15 protein-coding genes and 1 pseudogene are annotated in these 20134 nt (G+C 58.5%); 7 read left to right on the plus strand and 9 right to left on the minus strand.

Features of this window, described 5'->3' with window-relative positions; translation table 11 throughout:
• Nucleotides 1–16 precede the first annotated feature (16 nt).
• On the minus strand, nucleotides 17–325 hold the full coding sequence (locus ACXMDY_RS11640) for an SH3 domain-containing protein (RefSeq protein ID WP_259702542.1): 309 nt from the start codon (nucleotides 323–325) through the stop codon (nucleotides 17–19).
• A complete protein-coding gene (gyrB, locus tag ACXMDY_RS11645; RefSeq protein WP_259702543.1) occupies nucleotides 325–2283 on the minus strand; it encodes a DNA topoisomerase (ATP-hydrolyzing) subunit B in 1959 nt (652 codons plus the stop codon). The genes ACXMDY_RS11640 and gyrB overlap by 1 nt, the downstream gene beginning before the upstream one ends.
• 325 nt (nucleotides 2284–2608) lie before the next feature.
• Between gyrB and miaA the strand changes: the two genes are divergently transcribed.
• From miaA to cysE, 4 genes are all read left to right on the plus strand, one after another.
• Entirely contained in the window at nucleotides 2609–3508 is a 900-nt protein-coding gene (miaA, locus tag ACXMDY_RS11650) for a tRNA (adenosine(37)-N6)-dimethylallyltransferase MiaA (protein ID WP_259702544.1), read from the plus strand.
• A gap of 165 nt (nucleotides 3509–3673) precedes the next feature.
• On the plus strand, nucleotides 3674–4336 hold the full coding sequence (gene infC / locus ACXMDY_RS11655; protein ID WP_457767627.1) for a translation initiation factor IF-3: 663 nt from the start codon (nucleotides 3674–3676) through the stop codon (nucleotides 4334–4336).
• Nucleotides 4337–4448: 112 nt separating this feature from the next.
• Nucleotides 4449–5477 carry a GntR family transcriptional regulator gene (locus ACXMDY_RS11660; protein ID WP_259702546.1) on the plus strand — a complete coding sequence of 343 codons (1029 nt, stop codon included), beginning with the start codon at nucleotides 4449–4451 and terminating at the stop codon, nucleotides 5475–5477.
• A gap of 70 nt (nucleotides 5478–5547) precedes the next feature.
• Nucleotides 5548–6318, plus strand: coding sequence for a serine O-acetyltransferase (cysE, locus tag ACXMDY_RS11665; RefSeq protein ID WP_259702547.1), 771 nt, complete (start codon nucleotides 5548–5550; stop codon nucleotides 6316–6318).
• Nucleotides 6319–6334: 16 nt separating this feature from the next.
• Here cysE and secA read toward each other — a convergent pair whose 3' ends face one another.
• Nucleotides 6335–9178, minus strand: coding sequence for a preprotein translocase subunit SecA (secA, locus tag ACXMDY_RS11670; RefSeq protein WP_259702548.1), 2844 nt, complete (start codon nucleotides 9176–9178; stop codon nucleotides 6335–6337).
• Nucleotides 9179–9479: 301 nt separating this feature from the next.
• Here secA and ACXMDY_RS11675 point away from each other — a divergent pair.
• The 3 genes and pseudogenes from ACXMDY_RS11675 to ACXMDY_RS11685 form a co-directional block, all read left to right on the plus strand.
• A pseudogene (locus ACXMDY_RS11675) lies at nucleotides 9480–9932 on the plus strand (GNAT family N-acetyltransferase); the annotation flags it as partial.
• Nucleotides 9933–10732: 800 nt separating this feature from the next.
• A complete protein-coding gene (locus ACXMDY_RS11680) occupies nucleotides 10733–11536 on the plus strand; it encodes an ABC transporter permease (RefSeq protein WP_259702662.1) in 804 nt (267 codons plus the stop codon).
• A complete protein-coding gene (locus tag ACXMDY_RS11685; protein ID WP_259702549.1) occupies nucleotides 11537–12946 on the plus strand; it encodes an ABC transporter ATP-binding protein in 1410 nt (469 codons plus the stop codon).
• Between the two features lie 398 nt (nucleotides 12947–13344).
• Here the strand turns inward: ACXMDY_RS11685 and ACXMDY_RS11690 are convergent, their stop codons facing one another.
• The 6 genes from ACXMDY_RS11690 to ACXMDY_RS11715 all read right to left on the minus strand — a co-directional run bounded on the left by ACXMDY_RS11690 (nucleotide 13345) and on the right by ACXMDY_RS11715 (nucleotide 20112).
• The gene (locus tag ACXMDY_RS11690) at nucleotides 13345–14361 is read right to left on the minus strand and encodes a class I SAM-dependent methyltransferase (RefSeq protein ID WP_259702550.1); all 1017 of its coding nucleotides are present in this window, start codon (nucleotides 14359–14361) and stop codon (nucleotides 13345–13347) included.
• Nucleotides 14362–15268: 907 nt separating this feature from the next.
• Nucleotides 15269–15460, minus strand: coding sequence for an integrase core domain-containing protein (locus ACXMDY_RS11695; protein ID WP_399244293.1), 192 nt, complete (start codon nucleotides 15458–15460; stop codon nucleotides 15269–15271).
• A complete protein-coding gene (locus ACXMDY_RS11700) occupies nucleotides 15451–15711 on the minus strand; it encodes an integrase core domain-containing protein (protein WP_399244295.1) in 261 nt (86 codons plus the stop codon). The genes ACXMDY_RS11695 and ACXMDY_RS11700 overlap by 10 nt, the downstream gene beginning before the upstream one ends.
• Before the next feature lie 507 nt (nucleotides 15712–16218).
• The gene (locus ACXMDY_RS11705; protein ID WP_399244298.1) at nucleotides 16219–16401 is read right to left on the minus strand and encodes a transposase; all 183 of its coding nucleotides are present in this window, start codon (nucleotides 16399–16401) and stop codon (nucleotides 16219–16221) included.
• Nucleotides 16402–16654: 253 nt separating this feature from the next.
• The gene (locus ACXMDY_RS11710; RefSeq protein ID WP_259702551.1) at nucleotides 16655–18442 is read right to left on the minus strand and encodes a glycosyltransferase; all 1788 of its coding nucleotides are present in this window, start codon (nucleotides 18440–18442) and stop codon (nucleotides 16655–16657) included.
• Nucleotides 18439–20112, minus strand: a complete 1674-nt coding sequence (locus tag ACXMDY_RS11715) for an FkbM family methyltransferase (RefSeq protein WP_457767628.1) — start codon at nucleotides 20110–20112, stop codon at nucleotides 18439–18441. The genes ACXMDY_RS11710 and ACXMDY_RS11715 overlap by 4 nt, the downstream gene beginning before the upstream one ends.
• Between the last annotated feature and the right edge of the window lie 22 nt (nucleotides 20113–20134).

Genomic DNA, 20134 nt, shown 5'->3' on the forward strand with positions numbered 1-20134 from the left:
ATCAAGGCTGACGGGTTCACCCGGGCAACCAACCGCGGCGGGGACCAGCCCCGCCGGAAGCGGGTATCTGCACCTGCAGCCACCGGTCACCGTCAGGCTCCCACCAGGTGCGCAGGAGCCGCAAGGGAACGTTTGCCTGCAGGCGGGTCAGGGCGGGTGCGGAGTGCTGTGGAGCACATCGCAGCAGCAATGACCCTGCAGCCAGCAGGGGTTCCTGGCTCTGGCGCCTGCGCAGCTCGGGGGAGCGTCGCTCCCCTCCACCAGCCGGCAGGGCGGCAGGAGCAATCAGGGCCATCCCCAGAACCCAGGCCAGGCGCCAGTCCATCAGATGTCGAGCTGGGCAAAATCGAGCTCGGCGCTGTGCTTCTCGATGAATTCCCGTCGTGGAGCCACCTTGTCGCCCATCAGGATCGTGAAGATGCGGTCGGCTTCGGCGGCGTCTTCAATCTCCACACGTTTCATGGTGCGGGTGGTGGGATCCATGGTTGTTTCCCAGAGCTGTTTGGGCATCATCTCACCTAGGCCCTTGAAACGCTGGATCGTGTAGTTGGCCTTCTCGCCAAAACCATCAAGCGTGGTTTTCAGATCCTGCTCGTTGTAGCAGTAAGTGTGATTCTTGCCCCGCTCAACTTTATAGAGGGGCGGACAGGCAATGTAAATGTAGCCACCTTCCAGCAGCGTTTTCTGATAACGGTAAAAGAAAGTGAGCAAGAGGGTGCGGATGTGAGCTCCATCCACATCCGCATCGGTCATGATCACAATGCGGTGGTAGCGCAGAGCCGATTCATTGAACTCCTCTCCCTTGATGCCAAGACCCAATCCGGTAATCAGGGACTGAATCTCAGTGTTTTTATAGATTTTCGCATCATCCGTTTTCTCGATGTTGAGAATTTTTCCACGCAAAGGCAAAATGGCCTGAAAACGTCGATCGCGGCCCTGCTTGGCAGAGCCCCCGGCGGAATCGCCTTCAACCAGATATATTTCGGATTCGGAAGGATCTCGCGAGCTGCAGTCAGCCAGTTTGCCAGGCAGGGTGGAGCTCTCCAGCACAGATTTGCGCCTCACCAGCTCCCTGGCTCGCCGGGCGGCTTCGGCCGCATTGAAGGCCTGGATGGCCTTCTCCAGAATGAGATCAATCACCTGGGGGTGAAACTCCAGGTATTCGGCCAGTGACTGGCCAACCACCGTATCCACGATGCCGCGAACCTCGGTATTGCCGAGCTTGGTTTTGGTTTGGCCTTCGAATTCAGGATCAGGCACCTTCACCGAAAGAACGGCAGTAAGCCCTTCCCGGATATTCTCCCCAGCCAGATTCGGATCCACATCCTTGCGCTTGTTCCGTTTCTTGGCAAAGGTGTTCAGCGTGCGGGTCAGAACTGTTTTGAGCCCTTCAATGTGGGTGCCACCATCCACGGTGCGAATGTTATTGGCAAAGCCAAGAATGCTATCGGAATAGGCATCAACACACCATTGTAGAGCGGCTTCAACCTGGACGCCATCTTTCTCATTGTTGACGTAAATAATGTCGGAATGAAGCGGCTCCTTGCCCGCATTCATGTAAGCCACGTACTCGCGGATACCACCCTCGTAGTGATAGATCTCCTCGTGCCCCTCAGCCTCAGGCCCCCGGGCCTCCGAGCGCTCATCCCGGAACACGATCCGCACACCACCGTTCAGGTAGGCAAGCTCGCGCAGACGGCCCGAAAGGGTGGTGTAGTCAAAAGTGATGCCGCCGGTGAAGATCTCGCTGTCCGGCTTGAAGCGCACGCCTGTTCCAGTGGCTCCGGAGTCGTCGGATTCCGAGCGGAGCGTGCCGATCGGAGTGCCTCGCTCGAAACGCTGCCGGTGCACCTGTCCCTGACGGCGCACGGTGACCTCGACCCACTCGCTGAGCGCATTGACCACCGAGATACCAACGCCATGCAGGCCCCCGGACACCTTGTAGCCGCCGCTGCCGAACTTGCCGCCGGCATGGAGAACGGTGAGCACCGTTTCAAGGGCGGATTTACCGGTGCGGGGGTGAATGTCGGTGGGAATGCCGCGACCGTTGTCGGTGACCTCGACCGATCCGTCTTCGCAGAGCCGGACGAAGATCTCATTGCAATGGCCGGCCAGGGCCTCGTCTACGGAGTTGTCGACCACCTCGTAGACGAGATGGTGAAGGCCACGGGGACCGGTGGTGCCGATGTACATTCCAGGCCGCTTGCGCACCGGCTCCAGCCCCTCCAGGACCTGGATCTGCTCGGCGCCGTAGGCATGCTCGATCTTGGAGGAATCGCTCATTCCGCTTGACTTGCGTGGGAGACGGACCGATCGAGGCCGACACGACCGATCAGCGCTGGTGGTGTGAGAATGACTGGACTCAGCACTGGGTTTCAGCTCAACACTGGTATCAGCTCGGCACCGGGCTCAACAGACAAGGCTTGCCAGAGGGCTCATTGAAAGCTCAGGGACAGGCTCAAGAACTGCTCCAGGCCTGACGAGGGCTTCCAGCTTACCACCGAGCACTCAGGGTGGCTTCCAGGGGCCTCTGAGAGGCTGTTGAGGCCTGGGATGCATCAACCCCAATTCAGACCAAGCCTGATCGGCCCAGCGGCCGGCCCATTCCATGGCCCTGTCAACCCTGCCTGTGATCGTGCTGCTCGGCCCCACCGCCAGCGGCAAAACGGAGCTGGCGATCCGGATCGCCGAGGCCCTCGACCTGGCGATTCTGTCGGTGGATTCCCGCCAGCTCTACCTCGGCATGGACATCGGCACCGCCAAGCCCACCCCCCTGCAGCGGGCCCGGGTGCGACACGAGCTGCTGGATCTGTCCCCACCGGATCGGCCGATCAACCTCCATGCCTTCCGGCTTGCCGCCGCAGACCGCATCGCCGCCGAACGACAACGCCGGGGCATGGCCTTCCTGGTGGGAGGAAGCGGCCTCTACCTGAAGGCGATGATCCGTGGGCTTCTGCCGCCAGCCGTGCCGCCGCAACCGGCCCTGCGTGCCCAGCTCACTGCCCTGGGCCAGAGCACCTGCCGCCAGTTGCTTGCCCAGGCCGACCCGGTCACAGCCGCCCGCATCGCCGCCGCAGACGCGGTGAGAACCCAGCGGGCCCTGGAGGTGCTCTATGCCACCGGAAGGCCAGCCTCCAGCCTGCAAGCCACCGAGCCTCCGCCCTGGCAGGTGCTGGAGCTGGGACTTGACCCACCCGATCTGCCCGATCGCATCGCCCGACGCACTCGCCAGCTCTACAGCTCCGGGCTGGTGGCGGAAACGGCCTTGCTGATCCGACGCTATGGCGCAACCTTGCCCCTGCTGAACACGATCGGCTACGGAGAAGCCAAGCGCCACCTGGCGGGTGAACTCGACGAGGCCGAGGCCATCCGGCTCACCGACCTGCGCACCCGTCAGTTCGCCAAGCGGCAGCGCACCTGGTTTCGTCGCCAGCATCAGGCCCTCTGGCTGACGGGAGCTGATCCACTGCGGGAAGCCCTGGAGTCGGTCCAGCGCGTCCTAGAGTGAAAACCTGCGTGTTGCCCCCTGAACGCGCCCGATTGTGATGGCAATGCCCTGACCAAGCCAACGCTTGTGCCGGGCCATGCTTGAACAGGGTCATGGATGTCGTTCATGGCCATCCCCACTGCGGCCATCGCTGCGGCCTCACGCTTCGCCCCCTCGCTCTTCTGAATGCCACCTCGTCCCCGTTTCGACCGTCGTGCCCCCGTTCGGGAGCTCCCGAACATCAACGATCGCATCAGCTACCCCCAGCTCCGGGTGGTCGATGCCGACGGCAGCCAGCTCGGGGTGATCACCAGGGAAGAGGCCCTGGAGGTGGCCAAGGATCGGGAGCTGGATCTGGTGCTGGTGAGCGAGAAGGCTGATCCGCCGGTCTGCCGGATCATGGATTACGGCAAATTCAAGTTCGAGCAGGAGAAGAAAGCCAAGGAGGCCAAGAAGAAGTCTCACCAGACCGAAGTGAAGGAGGTGAAGATGCGCTACAAGATCGACTCCCACGACTATCAGGTCCGCATCGGCCAGGCCGTCCGCTTCCTCAAGGACGGTGACAAGGTCAAATGCACGGTGATCTTCCGGGGACGTGAGATTCAGCACACGGCCCTGGCCGAGCTGCTGCTGTTACGGATGGCCAAGGATCTCGAGGAGAGTGCCGAGATTCAGCAGGACCCCAAGCGGGAAGGCCGCAACATGATCATGTTCCTGACCCCGCGCAAAACACCCCTCACCAAAGAGAAAGACGCCGCCGCCCTGGCCTCGAAGGCCGTGCGCACGATCCCCTCACCAGTGCGTCAGGTGAGTGGTGCCGACGCGGCGGTCGCCCAGGCCGAAAGCTGAGGTCCGAGGAGCGGCTGGTCGGCAACCGGCACAGCCTCCTATGCCACAGGGGGAATTGTCACCGGGGCCGATGCTCCGTAGGGTGGCAGCAAAGCTGCAGGTTCCAACGGGCGTGCGATTCCACATTCAGCAGGAAAGCGACATCCCGGCGTCGACCCAGCTGTACAACCAGATCTGTTTTGCGATCGCGGCGCGACACTACCCGCCCGGTCACCGGTTGCCCAGCACCCGGCAGCTGGCCATGCAGACCGGCCTGCACCGCAACACGATCAGCAAGGTCTACCGCCAGCTCGAGAATGACGGCGTGGTGGAAGCCATGGCCGGTTCGGGCATTTATGTGCGCGACCAGCAGAAGCCACGCGAAATCAAGGTGCCGCCCGGCCTCCGCAACCGCCTACGCCCCGACATCGACCGTGAGGTGCGTCAGTGTGTGGACGGCCTGCTCAACGCCGGCTGCACCCTTCAGCAGGCCAGGGAGCTGCTCACCCGGGAGATCGACTGGCGACTGCGCTGCGGCGCCCGGGTGCTGGTCTCCACCCCCCGCGAAGACATCGGCGCCTCTCTGCTGATCGCCGAGGAACTGGCGCCGGTGCTGGAGGTTCCTGTTGAGGTGGTGCCCCTGGAGGAACTCGAAGCGGTGCTGGAGAGCTCCAGCAACGGAACCGTGGTCACCAGTCGCTATTTCCTCCAGCCGGTCGAAGAGCTTGCCCAGCGCTACGGCATCCGGGCCGTGGCGGTGGACCTCAACGACTTCCGCCAGGAACTCGACCTGCTGAAGGAACTGCGCACCGGCAGCTGTGTCGGTCTGGTCAGCATCAGCCCCGGCATCCTGCGCGCCGCCGAAGTGATCCTGCACAGCATGCGCGGCAACGAATTGCTGGTGATGACGGCCAACCCCGATGTCGGCAGCCGCCTGCTGGCCCTGCTGCGCGCCGCCAGCCACGTGCTCTGCGACCGGCCCAGCCTGCCGCTGGTGGAGCAGACCCTGCGCCAGAATCGGGCTCAGCTGATGCGAATGCCCCAGGTCCACTGCGCCCAGAGCTATCTCGGGGCTTCCACGATCAACCTGCTGCGCAAGGAGATTGGCCTGACCGAACCGCCAGACGGTTTGATCGATCCTCAGACCCTCCAGGCAGGCTGAGTCCCACGGGCCCAGGGTTCGTGGGTGTGGCGGCACCAGCGTCTTCCCCGTTCCCCTGTATCCGTTCGCCTTGGGTTCCTCGTTCCGGCACCTCCTGAGCACCGTGGCGGCAGACCTGCGGATCATCAAGGAGCGCGACCCCGCCGCCCGCAGCACGCTTGAGATCCTGCTCTGCTACCCCGGCTTTCATGCCCTGGTGCTGCATCGCTTCAGTCATCGGTTGTGGCGGTGCCGGATCCCGCTTCTGCCCCGGCTGTTGTCACAGCTGGGCCGCTCCCTGACGGGGGTGGAGATCCATCCAGGCGCCCGGATCGGCTCCGGGGTCTTCATCGACCACGGCATGGGGGTGGTGATCGGCGAGACCGCCGAAATCGGCAACCGCTGTCTGCTGTACCAGGGAGTGACCCTGGGGGGAACAGGCAAGGTGCACGGCAAGCGCCATCCCACCCTGGGGGAGAACGTGGTGGTGGGGGCCGGTGCCAACGTGCTCGGCGCGATCACCGTGGGCTCCAACACCCGGATCGGAGCCGGTTCGGTGCTGCTGCGCGACGTGCAACCCGACAGCACGGTGGTGGGCATTCCCGGCAGGGTGGTGCATCAGTCAGGGGTGCGCATCGACCCCCTGGCCCATTCAGCCCTTCCGGACGCCGAAGCCCGGGTGATCCGCAACCTCATGGAGCGGATTGATGTGCTGGAAAACGACCTGAGTCAGCTGCAGCATTGCCTGCGGGATGTGGCAGCCGGACGGCCCCTGCTGGAAGGCTGCGGAGCCAAGGCCCAGAATCTCAAGGATCGGGAAATTCTGGAGTTTCTGGGGGATCGCTCCAGCATCAACGGCTGAAGCCGCCGGGCCTGCTTCAGCCCGTGGCAATCGCCTCGGCGCTTTCCATACGAGGTTGGAACATGAACATGGAATAGATCACGTTGCGCCGCATCGAGGTCATCATGTCAAGGAACATGTCATAGCCCTCGTTTTTGTATTCGATCAGCGGATCTTTCTGGCCATAGCCACGCAGCCCCACCGATTCGCGCAGCGCATCCATGGCCTGGAGATGCTCACGCCAAAGTGTGTCGATCTGCTGCAGAATGAAGAAGCGTTCAGCCTCGCGCATCAGGTTTGGACGGGATTGCTCAACCTGACTCTCCTTCAGGTCGTAGGCATTGCGCAGCTGCTCACGCAGGAAGGCCTTGAGTTCCTCCATCGACAGACCCTGCAACTGCTCTGGGGTCAGATCTGCCAGCAGATAAACAAACTCCTGCACCTTGGCAACCAGTTGTCCCAGATCCCATTCCTCCGCAGGAAGATCAGGATTGACATAGGCCTCAACGATATCGTCCATGGTGCGCTCACCGTAGCCGATCACCTGCAACTTGAGTTCCCTGCCCTCAAGTACACGCCGACGCTCGGCATAAACAGCACGACGCTGATTGTTCATCACTTCGTCGTACTCAAAAACCTGTTTGCGGATGTCGTAGTAATACGTTTCCACCTTTTTCTGAGCCCCTTCCAGGGAACGTGTGAGCATGCCGGACTCAATCGGCATGTCCTCCTCTACCCGGAAGGCATTCATCAGGCCAGCCACCCGCTCTCCACCGAAGATGCGCAGCAGATTGTCTTCCAGGGAGAGAAAGAAACGGGTGCTGCCTGGATCTCCCTGACGACCGGAACGGCCGCGCAACTGGTTATCCACCCGTCGCGATTCATGCCGCTCGGTGCCGACGACGTGCAGACCACCTGCCTGACGCACCCGCTCCTCCTCCTCCTTCACCACCGCGTCGTACTCACCACGCACCCGGCTGATCATCTGGCGCAGGTTCTGGATCTGGACGTCATCGGTGGGGGCCTTCTCCGCCGCCTGGGCGATTCGATCCTCAAGCTCGAGCACCGAGAGGGCCCGGTCGCCCCAGGCCTTGACCAGCTCCCTGGCCAGCTCGACCAGGGACTGCTCTGTGGCGTCAGTGAGGGAGCAGGGGTAGAGCGCCCCAATGGCACGGGCCTCGCTGGGGGCGTGGGGCAGGGCCTCAGCAGTGTTGCCGAAGCCACCACCACTGGATGCCTCGCGCGGCAGGGGAACCGGCGGGCGATGGCCCTCCTCCGGACGCACGAGGCGAGGAAGCAGCACCTCCCGCAACTTGAGGCGTGCCATGTAGTCACTGTTGCCACCAAGGATGATGTCGGTACCGCGGCCGGCCATGTTGGTGGCGATCGTGACGGCACCGGCCCGGCCTGCCTGGGCAACGATCTCTGCCTCGCGCTCGACATTCTCCGGCTTGGCGTTCAGCAGGTTGTGGGGAACCCCCTGCTCTGCCAGCAGGTCGCTGAGCAACTCCGATTTTTCGACACTGGTGGTACCGACCAGCACGGGCCGTCCAGCCCGGTGGATCTCGGCGGTTTCTGCGGCGACAGCTCTCCATTTGGCCACCTCGTTCTTGTAAACCTGATCAACCAGATCGGTGCGCGAGCGCTGTCGGTTGGTGGGCACCACCGTGACTTCGAGCTTGTAGGTTTTCTCGAACTCCACTTCTTCGGTTTTAGCGGTGCCGGTCATGCCGGCCAGGCGCGGATAAAGCAGGAAGAAATTCTGGTACGTGATGCTGGCGAGGGTCTGGGTTTCAGGCTGGATCGGCAGGTTCTCCTTGGCCTCGATCGCCTGATGCTGGCCGTCACTCCAGCGGCGCCCCGGCATCACCCGGCCGGTGAATTCATCGACAATGACGGCGTCCTCGCCGCGCACTATATAATTTACATCCTTGATGAACAGGGACTTGGCTTTGAGCGCATTGGTGATGTAATGCGCCCAGGGGTCTGCTGGATCAAACAGGTCTCCAACACCCAACAACGTTTCAGCCTTGGCATAGCCTTCATCCGTAAGGGTTACATTGCGCTGCTTTTCATCCACTTCATAATCCCCTTCTGGATCAATTCCATCCTTGGCAGTGCCTTCAGCGCGCTGCAGTAACTCAGCAATCTCGGCTGCCCGGCGATACTTTTCCTGGGGCCGCTCAATCTGGCCAGAAATAATCAGGGGAGTTCTGGCTTCATCCACAAGGATGGAATCCACCTCATCAATGACGCAATAGTTGAAGTTGCGCTGCACCACCTCTTCGATGTCATTGGCCATGTTGTCGCGCAGGTAGTCGAACCCGAGCTCACTGTTGGTGGCGTAGGTGATGTCGCAGCCGTAGTTGCGACGCCGCTCGAACGGGGGCATGTCCTGCTGGATGAGCCCCACCGAGAGGCCGAGGAAGCGATGCACCTGGCCCATCCACTCGGCGTCCCGACGGGCCAGATAGTCGTTCACGGTGACGACGTGGACCCCGGCGCCGGTCAGGGCGTTCAGATAGGCCGGCAGGGTGGCCACGAGCGTTTTGCCCTCGCCAGTCTTCATCTCGGCGATCTGGCCTTCATGCAGCACCATGCCACCGATCAGCTGCACATCGAAGTGGCGCATGCCCAACACCCGCTTGCCGGCCTCCCGAACCACCGCGAAGGCCTCAGGCAACAGCGCATCAAGCAACTGCCGCTGCCTGGCCGGAGTTTCAGCCTTCTGGAGCTGCTCCTTGAACTCGGTAGTCTTGCCGCGTAGCTGATCGTCACTGAAGGCAGCGATCTCCTCCTCCAGCAGATTGATGTCTGAAACCAGTGGCTGGTAGCGCTTCAGCTTGCGGGCATTGGGATCGCCCAACAGGAATTTGAGCATCGAAAGCAGCCGCCCGGTTGGTTCAGCCTATCACCGCCCACAGGTCATCGACCCTCTAGAGCCTAGGCAGGGCAAGGGGTTTCGCCAGATGGAAGGCCTGGAGGTAGGGTGATTGGTGGGGAATGTTTCGACCTGAATCAGGCCAGCGCCCATGGCTAGGAACCTCAAGGACCGGCTGGCACCTGCCAGACAGGTGGACCCGTCACGGTCGATTGACACAATCGCTCAACAGCCAGGCCCAGAGTCCGGCTCACAGCCAGTCACGGCTACGGGTCAAGCTTCTGCAGCCCAGCTTCCAACGGTGAACAGGCACTCACAGGCTTCGCCGGTAGACAACGAAAGGAGTCCGACAAGAATCGTCCGACACGGGCCGGGGGCCCCGGCCCTGCGCCTGCTGAGGCTGAATCAACTGAAGCGGCTCCTTGATCAGCACAGCTTCTGGGCCCAAGGGCGGGAACGGTCCCAGCTCGGGAGGATGCTCGGAGGCAGCCAGGCAATAGTCAGCGCCTGGCGGCGGCGGCAGCTGGTCGGCTTCGGGCGGGCCACAAGCGACGGCGTCTACCGGGCCGTGCTTTGGGATGTGGTGGTGGCCAATGGCCACCAGGGCCAGGGTGTCGGCAGGAGGATCATGGAAGCTCTGCTCAGCAGCCCGGCCATCAGCGGGGTGGAGCGGGTGTACCTGATGACCACGAACGGCTCAGGTTTTTACCAGCAGCTGGGCTTTTCACCTTCCGATACCCAGAATCTGCTTGTCTGGGAAGCACGAAGCGAGTTGGCTGAAACCAAGGAAATTGAAAACAGCCGAGAATTTAATCATGGATCCAAAAAAGTCCAGCTACCAAACAAAGTCGATGACTAGTGAGCTCTAACAAACCGGCTAATGATCAAAGTACTTGATGCCATGCATTGAGCCATCAAGCAGCTGGAAGCCGCCATTCAGGCGTGGAGCGAATACTGCTCTGCCAGCCGTCAGCCAGAACCCTCCAGGCACTGAAAGACGAGATGGGCACCTCACGCCGTGACCAGGGCTGATCCTCTGGGTGAGCTTCAGCGAACGTCTGTTCAAACCAACATCATGGGGCTCAGCTGCAGAGATTGGATCGACCACTTCATAGGAAAAGGGACCTGCAGAACCGCCGAATGAAGCAAGCGCTAAAAGATGCTCTACGAGAAGGACACAATGGGTCGACAGTGGGGCCAACCTGTTGAGGTGGATCCGACGGGATTCCATCCCGAGCCATCAACGCGAACTCTATGGCCGCAGTGGCTGTACTCTTTGAGACAATGCGTGGGAGGCAAGGTTCTTGGCCTGACGAGCATGGGTACACATCAATTCTCTGGTCCACATCGCTTTGCAAGACGCTGAATCACAGATGAAGCTGTACCCAATGGTTCAGATCGAACCACTCGAAAGGACAGGTCTACGGCTGCAGAGCCTTCTCTTAGAAGGCAGCACAGGTGGATTGTATGGGACCAATTGTCGGCAAGTCACAAACTCTCAAAAACCATGAGGAACAGGAGTAAGGGGAAGCAGCGGGGACTAGATTGATGACCATGAATATTAGGTTTCCAAAATCGGTTTTACGACAACGCGAGTTGCTATGGCGGCTCAGTCAGAGGGAAATCCAAGGAAGATACAGGGGGTCAGTTCTAGGCCTTGGCTGGAGCTTCGTTCAACCTCTTGCGATGCTGGCTGTCTACACGCTTGTCTTCTCCCAAGTTTTCAAGGCTCGGTGGGGGAACGGCGAGAACACTGGCCCGCTTGCATTCGCCGTCAACCTGTTTGCAGGTCTGATTGTCTTCAACCTATTTGTTGAGTGTGTCAATCGCGCCCCTGGACTGATTCTCGTCAATCCAAACTATGTAAAGAAGGTGGTTTTCCCATTGGAAATCCTAGCGCCAGTTGCACTTATAACAGCTGGATTCCACGCCATCACAAGCCTTGTGGTACTGATCATCTTTGAGATCGCAGCGTATGGTCGGATTCCCATCAGTATCTTATGGCTACCTCTGGTATGGACACCGTTGCTTCTGGGGACCTTAGCCATCACCTGGCTGCTTTCGGCCGTCGGAGTATTCCTGAGAGACATAGGACAACTTGTGGGAGTGCTCACAAGTATGCTGATGTTCCTGAGTCCCATCTTCTTCCCATTGTCTGCTCTGCCGCCACGGTGGCTGCCAGTCCTCCAGCTCAATCCTCTAGCCCAAGTCATTGAACAAACGAGAGAAGTCACAATTATTGGAAATGCACCGAATCCAACCTATCTGGTTCTGGGAATCAGCCTTGGACTGATCGCCTGCGAACTCTCGTTCCGGGCCTTCCAAAAGGCAAAGCCAGCTTTTGCAGACGTGATTTGAATGGAGTCCTCAACAACTGGGAAAAGCAGCAGGAAATCAATCATCACAAGAGATCTCGGAAAACGCTACCAGATCTACGCAAGCCCTACAGACCGACTAAAGCAAGCACTTTGGCGTGGGCGACGAAACTATTGCCGGGAGTTCTGGGCACTTAGGAATGTCAGCCTGGAAATAGAGAAGGGAGAAACTGTAGCCATTATTGGCCGCAATGGTAGCGGCAAGAGTACATTGCTGCAAATGATCTGCGGCACGCTTTCGCCCACAGAAGGCAAAGTGGAAACAAGCGGAACAATTGCAGCGCTGCTTGAACTGGGAAGCGGCTTTAACCCGGAATTCACCGGGATCGAAAATATCTACCTCAATGCTTCTCTGCTGGGCCTTCACCAGGAACAGATCAAGGCGCGACTTGAAGACATCCAGTCGTTTGCAGATATTGGGGATTTTGTCTATCAACCAGTCAAGACATACTCCAGCGGAATGCTCGTGCGGCTTGCCTTTGCAGTGATTGCCCATGTTGAGCCATCCGTTCTCATTGTCGACGAAGCGCTCAGTGTTGGAGACGCCGTCTTTAGCCAGCGCTGCATGCGGTTTATCAGACGCTTCACCGAAGGCGGCACTCTTCTGTTCGTAAGCCACGATCTCAATGCAGTGTCAAGTCTATGCGAAAAAGCTATCTGGATTGAATCTGGTCGCGTAAGGATGAACACGCAAACTGCCCCGATTCTCACTGCGTATACCAGGTATTGCTTGGAAGCATCCAATTCCGAAATCCAAAGCATGGCGAGCGCAGAAGCGATTCAGAAGAACGTGGATGCACTGGTCGACAATTCGGAGAGCAGGGTCTCATTGCAAGAAGCAACTGCAGTCAATACTGTGACGAACGAAGACTCGATAGCAAGAATTATCTCAACTGCAAACGAACTGAATGCGCTGCCAGAACAGAACTACTGGGACAACAAGCGCGACTATGGCAATCAACATGCCTACATTACAAGGGTGGAACTAGTGGGCATGGATGGACAAAGAACCAATACACCAAATTGCGGAGAAATTGTTCAGCTACAAATATCAGCCCAATCCATTCGCTGCGTCGAAAGCTTCATTGCCGGATTTGTTGTGCGAGACCGTACTGGACAAGTCATCTTCGGAGAGAATAGCACCGGACAGGATAGGGTACAAGTCGCGATGAATCACAAAGCCTCTACAAACTTTGAGTTTGTGATGCCCTTCCTTCAGCCTGGCAGCTACAGTCTGTCGGTTGCCATCAGCAATGGCGACGCAAAGCAGTTCCAAGTTATGCACTATAAACCTGACATAATGATTCTTGAACCCATGGTTGGCAACAGGCCGGTCCAAGGAGTTTTTGCGACCACAACAATGACCATCAAGTCTGACGTCCATGCAAAATAAAGATAGAATAACTCACAAAGGTCATATCCTGAGTCAAGCCAAATGAAAAGAGAAAAGCTGTTGTCGAGGCCCAACAGCTGCAGCTGCACAACCAGTCCTACCGATGCAGGACTGAGGGAGAACCCTGCGCGACTCAACTACTCGTACTCACCAGATCCATGGGCAAAGCCACCCCTTCCTTCAGAAAAGATAGCAGTACCCCTGGGCACGCCATAGCCACCAAAACAACCACGGAGCAAACCCAAAATACATATGCCGAACAGATCATGGAGGCGTCAGACCAAGATCGATGACATCCTTGGAGGCTTGTTCCTGATAGAAAATGTGAGCAGAGTACCTTCAGCGCTCTCTTCCCTGGAGACGAAACTTCTGGAGAAATCCCCATTTGGTAATTCTGCCTACACTGCAACTCTCTGGAAGATCAGCACCTGTGGACGAGTGAACAGCTTATAGACGGCCGGCCGACGTCGGTTGGCGTCCAACTCGGCCCAAAACATCTCCACTGTGCCATTCGGACCGGTTAAATGTTCATCAACCAACCGGTCGAGCTGCTCTTGGTCGATTCCCTCGGGAGTGGGAGCTTGCGAAGCGACCGTCAAGAGGGAGTTGTTCCGGTAGTAAAATGGAATAACTGCCGAAAGGCTGAAGCCTACCGATTGAATCAAGTCAACGTAGGCAGATGCTGGATAAGCCCATTCATATTGATGATAACGCACACGGGTTGGATGCGTCTCCATCGCTTGGATGAATTCAGCAGGGGTGTCGGCAAACCATTCCATCACGACAAACCAATAAGCTCCCGGCTTCATTGTACGGCGGGCTTCCAGAGCAATCCAGGGGATGTGATCCCAGTGGTGAATAGTGGCCACGGAAACGATTGCATCGAACCGGTGACGAATACTTCGCCAAAGATCCAAGTCAGTCACAATTTCGATCCGATTTCCCGCCGCCTCCTGGAGGTTTCTCACCACCTGACTCGGCTCCATCGCGACCAAATCCCTGTAGCCAAGGCGATCAAGCGAAAAGGGCAGCCATCCCCAGCCACAGCCAACGTCTGCGATGCAATCAGCAGGGCCAATTCCAAAGCGGCCCATCAGTTCGGCGATAGCCTGCGCGACGCCAAGGTTGTAAAAGCGCTCAAACAGCTCGCTCGGCAGCCCCCATAAATTATACACGTCGAACATCTTGGCGATTTCCGAGACTGTTTTGGCATCGGCTCGCATGCGCGCCCAGAGCTCATCGCCATCGTTACCTTCAATATCCTTGACAAGAACAACCTGATCCATTGGGTCGGTTGCTTCTCCGGGTCGAGTCTCAATCAGCACAGGGTCTGGGCGGTTAAGCGCTTCCCAGAGCGAGCTTGCTGAGAGCGACGGCGGTGCCCACAGATCGGGGGGTGGGGTGAAGTCACTCATCTCCCACTCGCTCCGTGATGATGGGCCCGACAAGTCTGGCTAAGAATCGATCATGGAAAAGACCCATGGAATGATTTGTTTCTACATACAACAGAAGGCTACCACCGGCCCCAAAGCCTGCCCGTTCACGGGTCAGACAACCAAGCACCAGAGCAGCCACCCACAAATCACCCGACTAAAGCTTGGCTCATAGGCAGAGATTCCCCAAAATAGACACTGCTTCCTCTGGCACTATCGCGCCAAAGCCTGTCCATCGCCAAATCAGCAAGCTGGTACTGCAGCAAGCGCAGAGAATCAAGCAGTACGCTTGCAGCAAGCCAATGTAGGCACTTGTGCCGCCCTCACGCATGAGCAGGAAAGCATTCATGCCTGACAGCCAGCGGGTGGGGCAATGCACATCATCCCCAAAGCACAATCATGCGACCGTTCCCTGAGTATGCAACCAATCAATTAGAGCTGTTCGAAATCACCGAGCTAGATGATCTGACCGCCTCAGCTAGCAGCGGCACAGCATGCTGGCTCAGATTGAGTTAGGCCTCACCAAGAACAGTGGCATCCACTGGCCTTGGGACCATAGACAAAGACGCCTCGTCGATAAACGTCCGTTGGCCTAAAACGAGCCAGAAGGATCACTCCACAGCCATTGACTGATTGCCAAGCGGATAATCGCGATGCCTTCAATAACGTTTTTCTTCACATTAGTGTGGCGAATAATCCACAAGGACAAGACCAAGAAGAGTCGTGCTCCGGAACTTCTGACAATGCCTCCGAAGGAAGGCCAGACAGTCCTCTACATTGTCACGGCCGGCCTCCATCACAGGCGAAAGCATGGGGGAAATCATCTCAGCATCTCCAGACACAGACTCCCCTTGACCATATGACGTGACCCCCTTTGATGCTCCAGTCCCTATGAGAGCTGATGAGTTGATAAGGCCGCTTTCCATTGCTGGAGGACTTCCAGGGGCGTACGGCCCTGGAGAGCCGAATGCGGCCTGTAGACGTTGTACTCGATTCGGTGCTGCTCTGCCATCATCGTTGCCTCAGGTAACGATGAGAAGAGCTCAATATATGGCCTCCGGCCGACTTCGTCTACAGGAATTCATCCCTGAGCCTGCCGTTGAATGACTCCACGAATGGGTTCCCCCAGGGTGAGCCCGGCGGGATGTATGCCGTTGCCGACCCACTTCCCGTGCACCACTCCTGTAGAGCATGGGCAATGAACTCAGGGCCATTTCCATCCTCAGATGGGTAGGTGCTGGATACTGCCTTAGCAGCTCCTCGATCGTATCGATCACATCCACAGCCTTGCAGCGCCGGCCCACTTGAATGGCCAGACAGACACGGCTGAATTCATCCACCACGTTCAGAAGCTTGAGCGTGCTGCCATCCATTGTTTGGTCGAACTGGAAGTCGATTGCCCACACATGCTGGGGGTATTCAGCTCTGAGCAGCTCCCTTGAGCCGTTCGCCGGCCGTGAGCGCTTGTGTTTGCGTGGCAGGGGCCGCTGGAGCCCTTCCTCACGCCAGATCCGTTGCACCCGCTTGTGATTAACGCTCCAGCCATCGAGCCGCAGCCGCCGGTAGACCAGTCGCCGGCGCAGCTTCTGCTCCTCGATGTCCGCCAGTGGCACGGGACGCCGCTGAGTACTGCAATTTTGGCACGCCAAGCGGCACGCGCGTCGTTGGGAAACCCGGAATCGATCCTGCAGAACCACGACGGCTCTGCGGCGACGTTCCGGGCTTAGAAATTTCCCTCGGCAAGCTCCTACTGCTTCGCAGAAGCCCTTCGGGCTAGAGCATGGCTTTGTCCAGCTCGGCATCAGCAAGCAATCGCTACTCCTTCGGAGAAGCCTTCGGCTAGAGCCTCGTGTTCTCCTGCTCGAGTTCCTTAAGGCGTTTAGCCTCTGTCGCCTTCATCCCCCCGTACAGCTGCTGCCAACGGTGGTAGGTGGGTGCGGAGACCTCCAGGCCACAGCAGACGTCAGTGACGGTCTGGCCCTGATTGAGGAGCTGTTCAGCAGTGCGCAGCTTGCGAATGATCTACTTGGGGTTGTGGCGTTTGCGATTCATGGGGCTTCTCCTGGCCTAGTCTGACCGGTAGTGAAGTTCTCATAAGGGCTGGTTCAGTTTCTGGGGTCCACGTCACATACCTGCTCAACATTCTGGGCACCGAACACAGAACCATTGGCGCAAGTCTCTTGGTTCCGGAAAGATCTAGGAAATTCGCGAGCTCTGGATGGGGTCCATGACTGACCATGCGAAGAATCCACAGTTTGTCAATGGGCGCTGGATCTCAGGAGGGGAGCGTGCGGCTGAACAGACGCTTGGACGCCTTAAATGCCGGCAAGAACCACGGCGCCAACAGATACATATCGAGGCTGCGGCCCAAACGAACAGACTCCAGAGCCACCCCTAGGACCCGATCGTCACCTGGGATCTGGAAGCCCGGGCTCTCAAAGCGCAGAGTCAACTCTCGGTGGCCCCTGAGCGGCGAGAGCCTTGCAACGCGATCAAAGAGTCGGCTGCGCACTTTGCCACTCAGCACCTCGCTCTCGTTCACGAACACCCGCAGGTGAGTTCCTCGGGCTGGAGTGATGCCCCAGGTGCGCACCCTCAGCCACCGTGGCGGCCTGTCAGGATCAATCGCCACGGTCAATGCCGCTGATTCGGCCGTCCAGCGAAGGGGGAGTCCCCTGAACTGCTCAACTGGACCCAGTCCCGCTGAGTGGATCCAGACAGAGCTGTTGGTGCCGATCTCCACGTCCACTTCCTGGCGTCCAGCAGGTGATCTGCGTGGCCGGAGGAACGAACGCCACGGCGAACGGCGGGGCATCACGGGCCGTGAGCAAACCTGCTCGATGAGGGCGGGCCAGGCGGCAAGGCTTCGGGCCAGGTTGCCGTTGCGAATGTCATCCATAAGCCGGGACAACTCTCCGAGCTTCCCAGGCGAGCGCAACAAACCAGCTGCGAGTTCCGCCGCAGTTTGCGGATCATCCAGGGTGAAGAGAGGGATTCCGTTTGACCCCGGGACCCCGGTCAACGCCTCCGCCGTGGCGAGCAAGGGCGTGGCGTAGGCAAGGGCCTCAAGGATTTTGATCTTGGAGCCGAAGCTGTTTTCGATGGGGGCGATGAACAGACCACATCCTGTGAACTGCCGCAGGACCTCATCCGCAGTGGAACGCCCAAGAAGGTCGACATTAGGCTGTTTCCAGGTTTCAGGTGCGTCGTCTGGCTCCGCACCGATGATGGTGATCCGCGCCTCCGGAGCACAGGCAGCGAGGGCCGGAGCGAACGACTCGCACAGCCAGTGAACTGCAGAAAAGTTCGGGTAGTGGTTGACGTTGCCAACAAAAAAGACATTCGAGAGGCCCTCGTGGCGCCATTTCAGCGCATGCTCGTCGAGCATCGGTTCGATCACCGTCGTGCGAGCCGCCTGAAGAGAGTCGCTCGGAATGTCATGCGAGCTCAAAACCACAATGTGGTCAGCCGAAGCCAAAACCTCATTCTCGAACCGCCCAAGGCGCCACTCGGCCAACGCGCTGTCGACGGCCTTCGCCGGCATCAGGCCAAGCTTCCTCTGGTCGCTGTAGAACTCCTTCTCGCGATTCTGAGTAATCATCACAACACGAGCCCCACAATGAAAGGCCGACGGCAAGAAGAGCGCTGAAAACAAATAATCCAGAAAGATGACGTCGGGCCGGATCTCCGTCAAGAGATCACGGAAAGAGAGGTCCACCCGCCAATACAGAGCCGCGTCCCGCTCCATACTGAAGGATTGGGCAAGGGGGTTCGGCATGCTGAGCAATCCCCCCCTGGGTGGTTGGAAAACCAGCGGATGAAAAACCGCCCCCACTGACCTGGCAAAGTCTTCAGCACCACCCGGCGTAATGCCGGGTGGTGCGAAGACATGGGTCTCAGTACCATGCGCACCGACGATGCTACGCAGATGATCGCGGCAGACAATTGTGCCGCCACTTGAGGTATCTAAAGGAACTATGGTGGCGAACAGGATCACCTTCTGAAGACGTCCATTCGCGTTCTGGGAGGTCTGGAATGGGACCACCGTCTGGTCATCCGTCATCGGCGGAAGAGACGGCTGATCCAAGAACCCTGCTTGGGGGATGGCTGAGGATCTTTGGTAACAACGATTTTGGGCAGATTGGTCAATTTAACCAGGACGCTGTCGAGATACGCCTTTGTGGTGTCATATGCCTTTCTCAAGGTGACAACCTGGCCACGCAGGGATTCCAACTCTGCAGTGGCGGCATCAGCTTGGGCCTTCGACACCTCCAGATGCGCTCTCATCGTGGCAGCCTGGGCGCGCAGAGATTCCACCTCGGGATTATAAAGTGTGTAAGCGTCAAGCACGTTAATCGGCACAAGGAACACCTTGGCAAGATGGGCACTTTCCCGGCGAACCCAGAAATCGTTGATCCCATCAAAATATGCAAATTGATAACGGTTCTGCTCAAGCACGACTTGCCAACGCGTCTTCATACGGATGTTTGTGTATGGCTCACTGCTCTCCACGACCAAAATCTCAGGACGGTGGCGGGCCCAGTCGGCCGCTGCAATGATGGCGTCCTCTGCTCCTTCGGCATCAATCTTGAGAAACTGGATGTGCCGACCAGGGGCGTGCTCATCAAGAATTGCCGGGAGGGTCGAAAGGCGAACCTGGAGCGGTTTGATCTCTCCAGCCCGCTGGGCCACAAGGTCGGGTACATCATCGAGCAGGGATGATGTACCCGTATTGCCAGAGTGGACCCAGAAGGTTGTCTCGCCTTCGCGATCGGAGACGGCCAGTTCGAGGTTGGTGTCCCGCTCGCGTTCGGCCCGGAACTGAATGATGCCCTCACCAGGCTCGATGTTGATCCCTGACCATCCCTGCTCGTAAAACCACCGGGTCAAGGAGGCACTGGTCGGATGGTGAGCCCCGATGTCCACGTAGAACCCATCACTCACACCCTCAAAACAACGACGCAGGAGAACATCCTCAAGATTGCCTGTGTAGCTGGTCATCGCGGGAGCGAAGCCACGCTGGGGGGACATGAGCGCCACATCGTTTAACACGTAAACGTTGTTCGGCGTCAAGCGCTGCCAGCGCACATAACCATGACTACCGACCAAGTCATCAATCTCCGTTTTGCCGAAGAGTTCCTCGATGATGAGGACTTTGGGCTGAAAGCGATCAAACGAAAACCCCCTGAGGCATTCGAGCTCCCATCCCTCGGTGTCAATGCAGAGGATGTCAACCTCAGCCAGGCCATCAATTGAATCGAGAATTGTGTCGAGCCGCCGTTGCCGAACCTTGATCTCCTGGGTGGTGAAACGATCTGCCATGGTATCGAACAACTTCCTGAATTTCCCACGGATCCCCAACGAAGAAAACGACTCATAGGAGATCTCGCCACCCCGATATCGTGAGCCGAGATTCTTTGCCTGCGCAAGGGTAAAAGCTACGTCATCAAGATCTGCGTCGCCGCAGGCGAATTCATGGATCTCATGCCCACGTTCTCGATGCATCTCGGCAAAGATCGGGTTCGGCTCAATGCTGATCACACGCCACCCGCTGCTGCGGAAGGAGTTACCCAAGGAAAGATAATCTGGGGAGGCAGCACCAACCTCCACCAGAACTCCGCGGCTACCACCGGGGAAGAAGGTGTCGCGTACCAAACTGTCCACTGCCCCTTCGGCCTCGTTGACAGGGGAGCCATCGGGTTGCTCGCCCACAACGGACCCACCGAGCGTCATGCGATCTTGAACTCACTTCTCT

The organism is Cyanobium sp. ULC082 (genome assembly GCF_977927535.1).

What these genes read in the sequence shown, in the direction of transcription:
- ACXMDY_RS11640 (WP_259702542.1), bottom strand. Translation starts at nt 325, where the DNA reads ATGGACTGGCGCCTGGCCTGGGTTCTGGGGATGGCCCTGATTGCTCCT.
- gyrB (WP_259702543.1), bottom strand. Translation starts at nt 2,283, where the DNA reads ATGAGCGATTCCTCCAAGATCGAGCATGCCTACGGCGCCGAGCAGATC.
- miaA (WP_259702544.1), top strand. Translation starts at nt 2,609, where the DNA reads ATGGCCCTGTCAACCCTGCCTGTGATCGTGCTGCTCGGCCCCACCGCC.
- infC (WP_457767627.1), top strand. Translation starts at nt 3,674, where the DNA reads ATGCCACCTCGTCCCCGTTTCGACCGTCGTGCCCCCGTTCGGGAGCTC.
- secA (WP_259702548.1), bottom strand. Translation starts at nt 9,178, where the DNA reads ATGCTCAAATTCCTGTTGGGCGATCCCAATGCCCGCAAGCTGAAGCGC.
- ACXMDY_RS11680 (WP_259702662.1), top strand. Translation starts at nt 10,733, where the DNA reads ATGAATATTAGGTTTCCAAAATCGGTTTTACGACAACGCGAGTTGCTA.
- ACXMDY_RS11685 (WP_259702549.1), top strand. Translation starts at nt 11,537, where the DNA reads ATGGAGTCCTCAACAACTGGGAAAAGCAGCAGGAAATCAATCATCACA.
- ACXMDY_RS11690 (WP_259702550.1), bottom strand. Translation starts at nt 14,361, where the DNA reads ATGAGTGACTTCACCCCACCCCCCGATCTGTGGGCACCGCCGTCGCTC.
- ACXMDY_RS11710 (WP_259702551.1), bottom strand. Translation starts at nt 18,442, where the DNA reads ATGACGGATGACCAGACGGTGGTCCCATTCCAGACCTCCCAGAACGCG.
- ACXMDY_RS11715 (WP_457767628.1), bottom strand. Translation starts at nt 20,112, where the DNA reads ATGACGCTCGGTGGGTCCGTTGTGGGCGAGCAACCCGATGGCTCCCCT.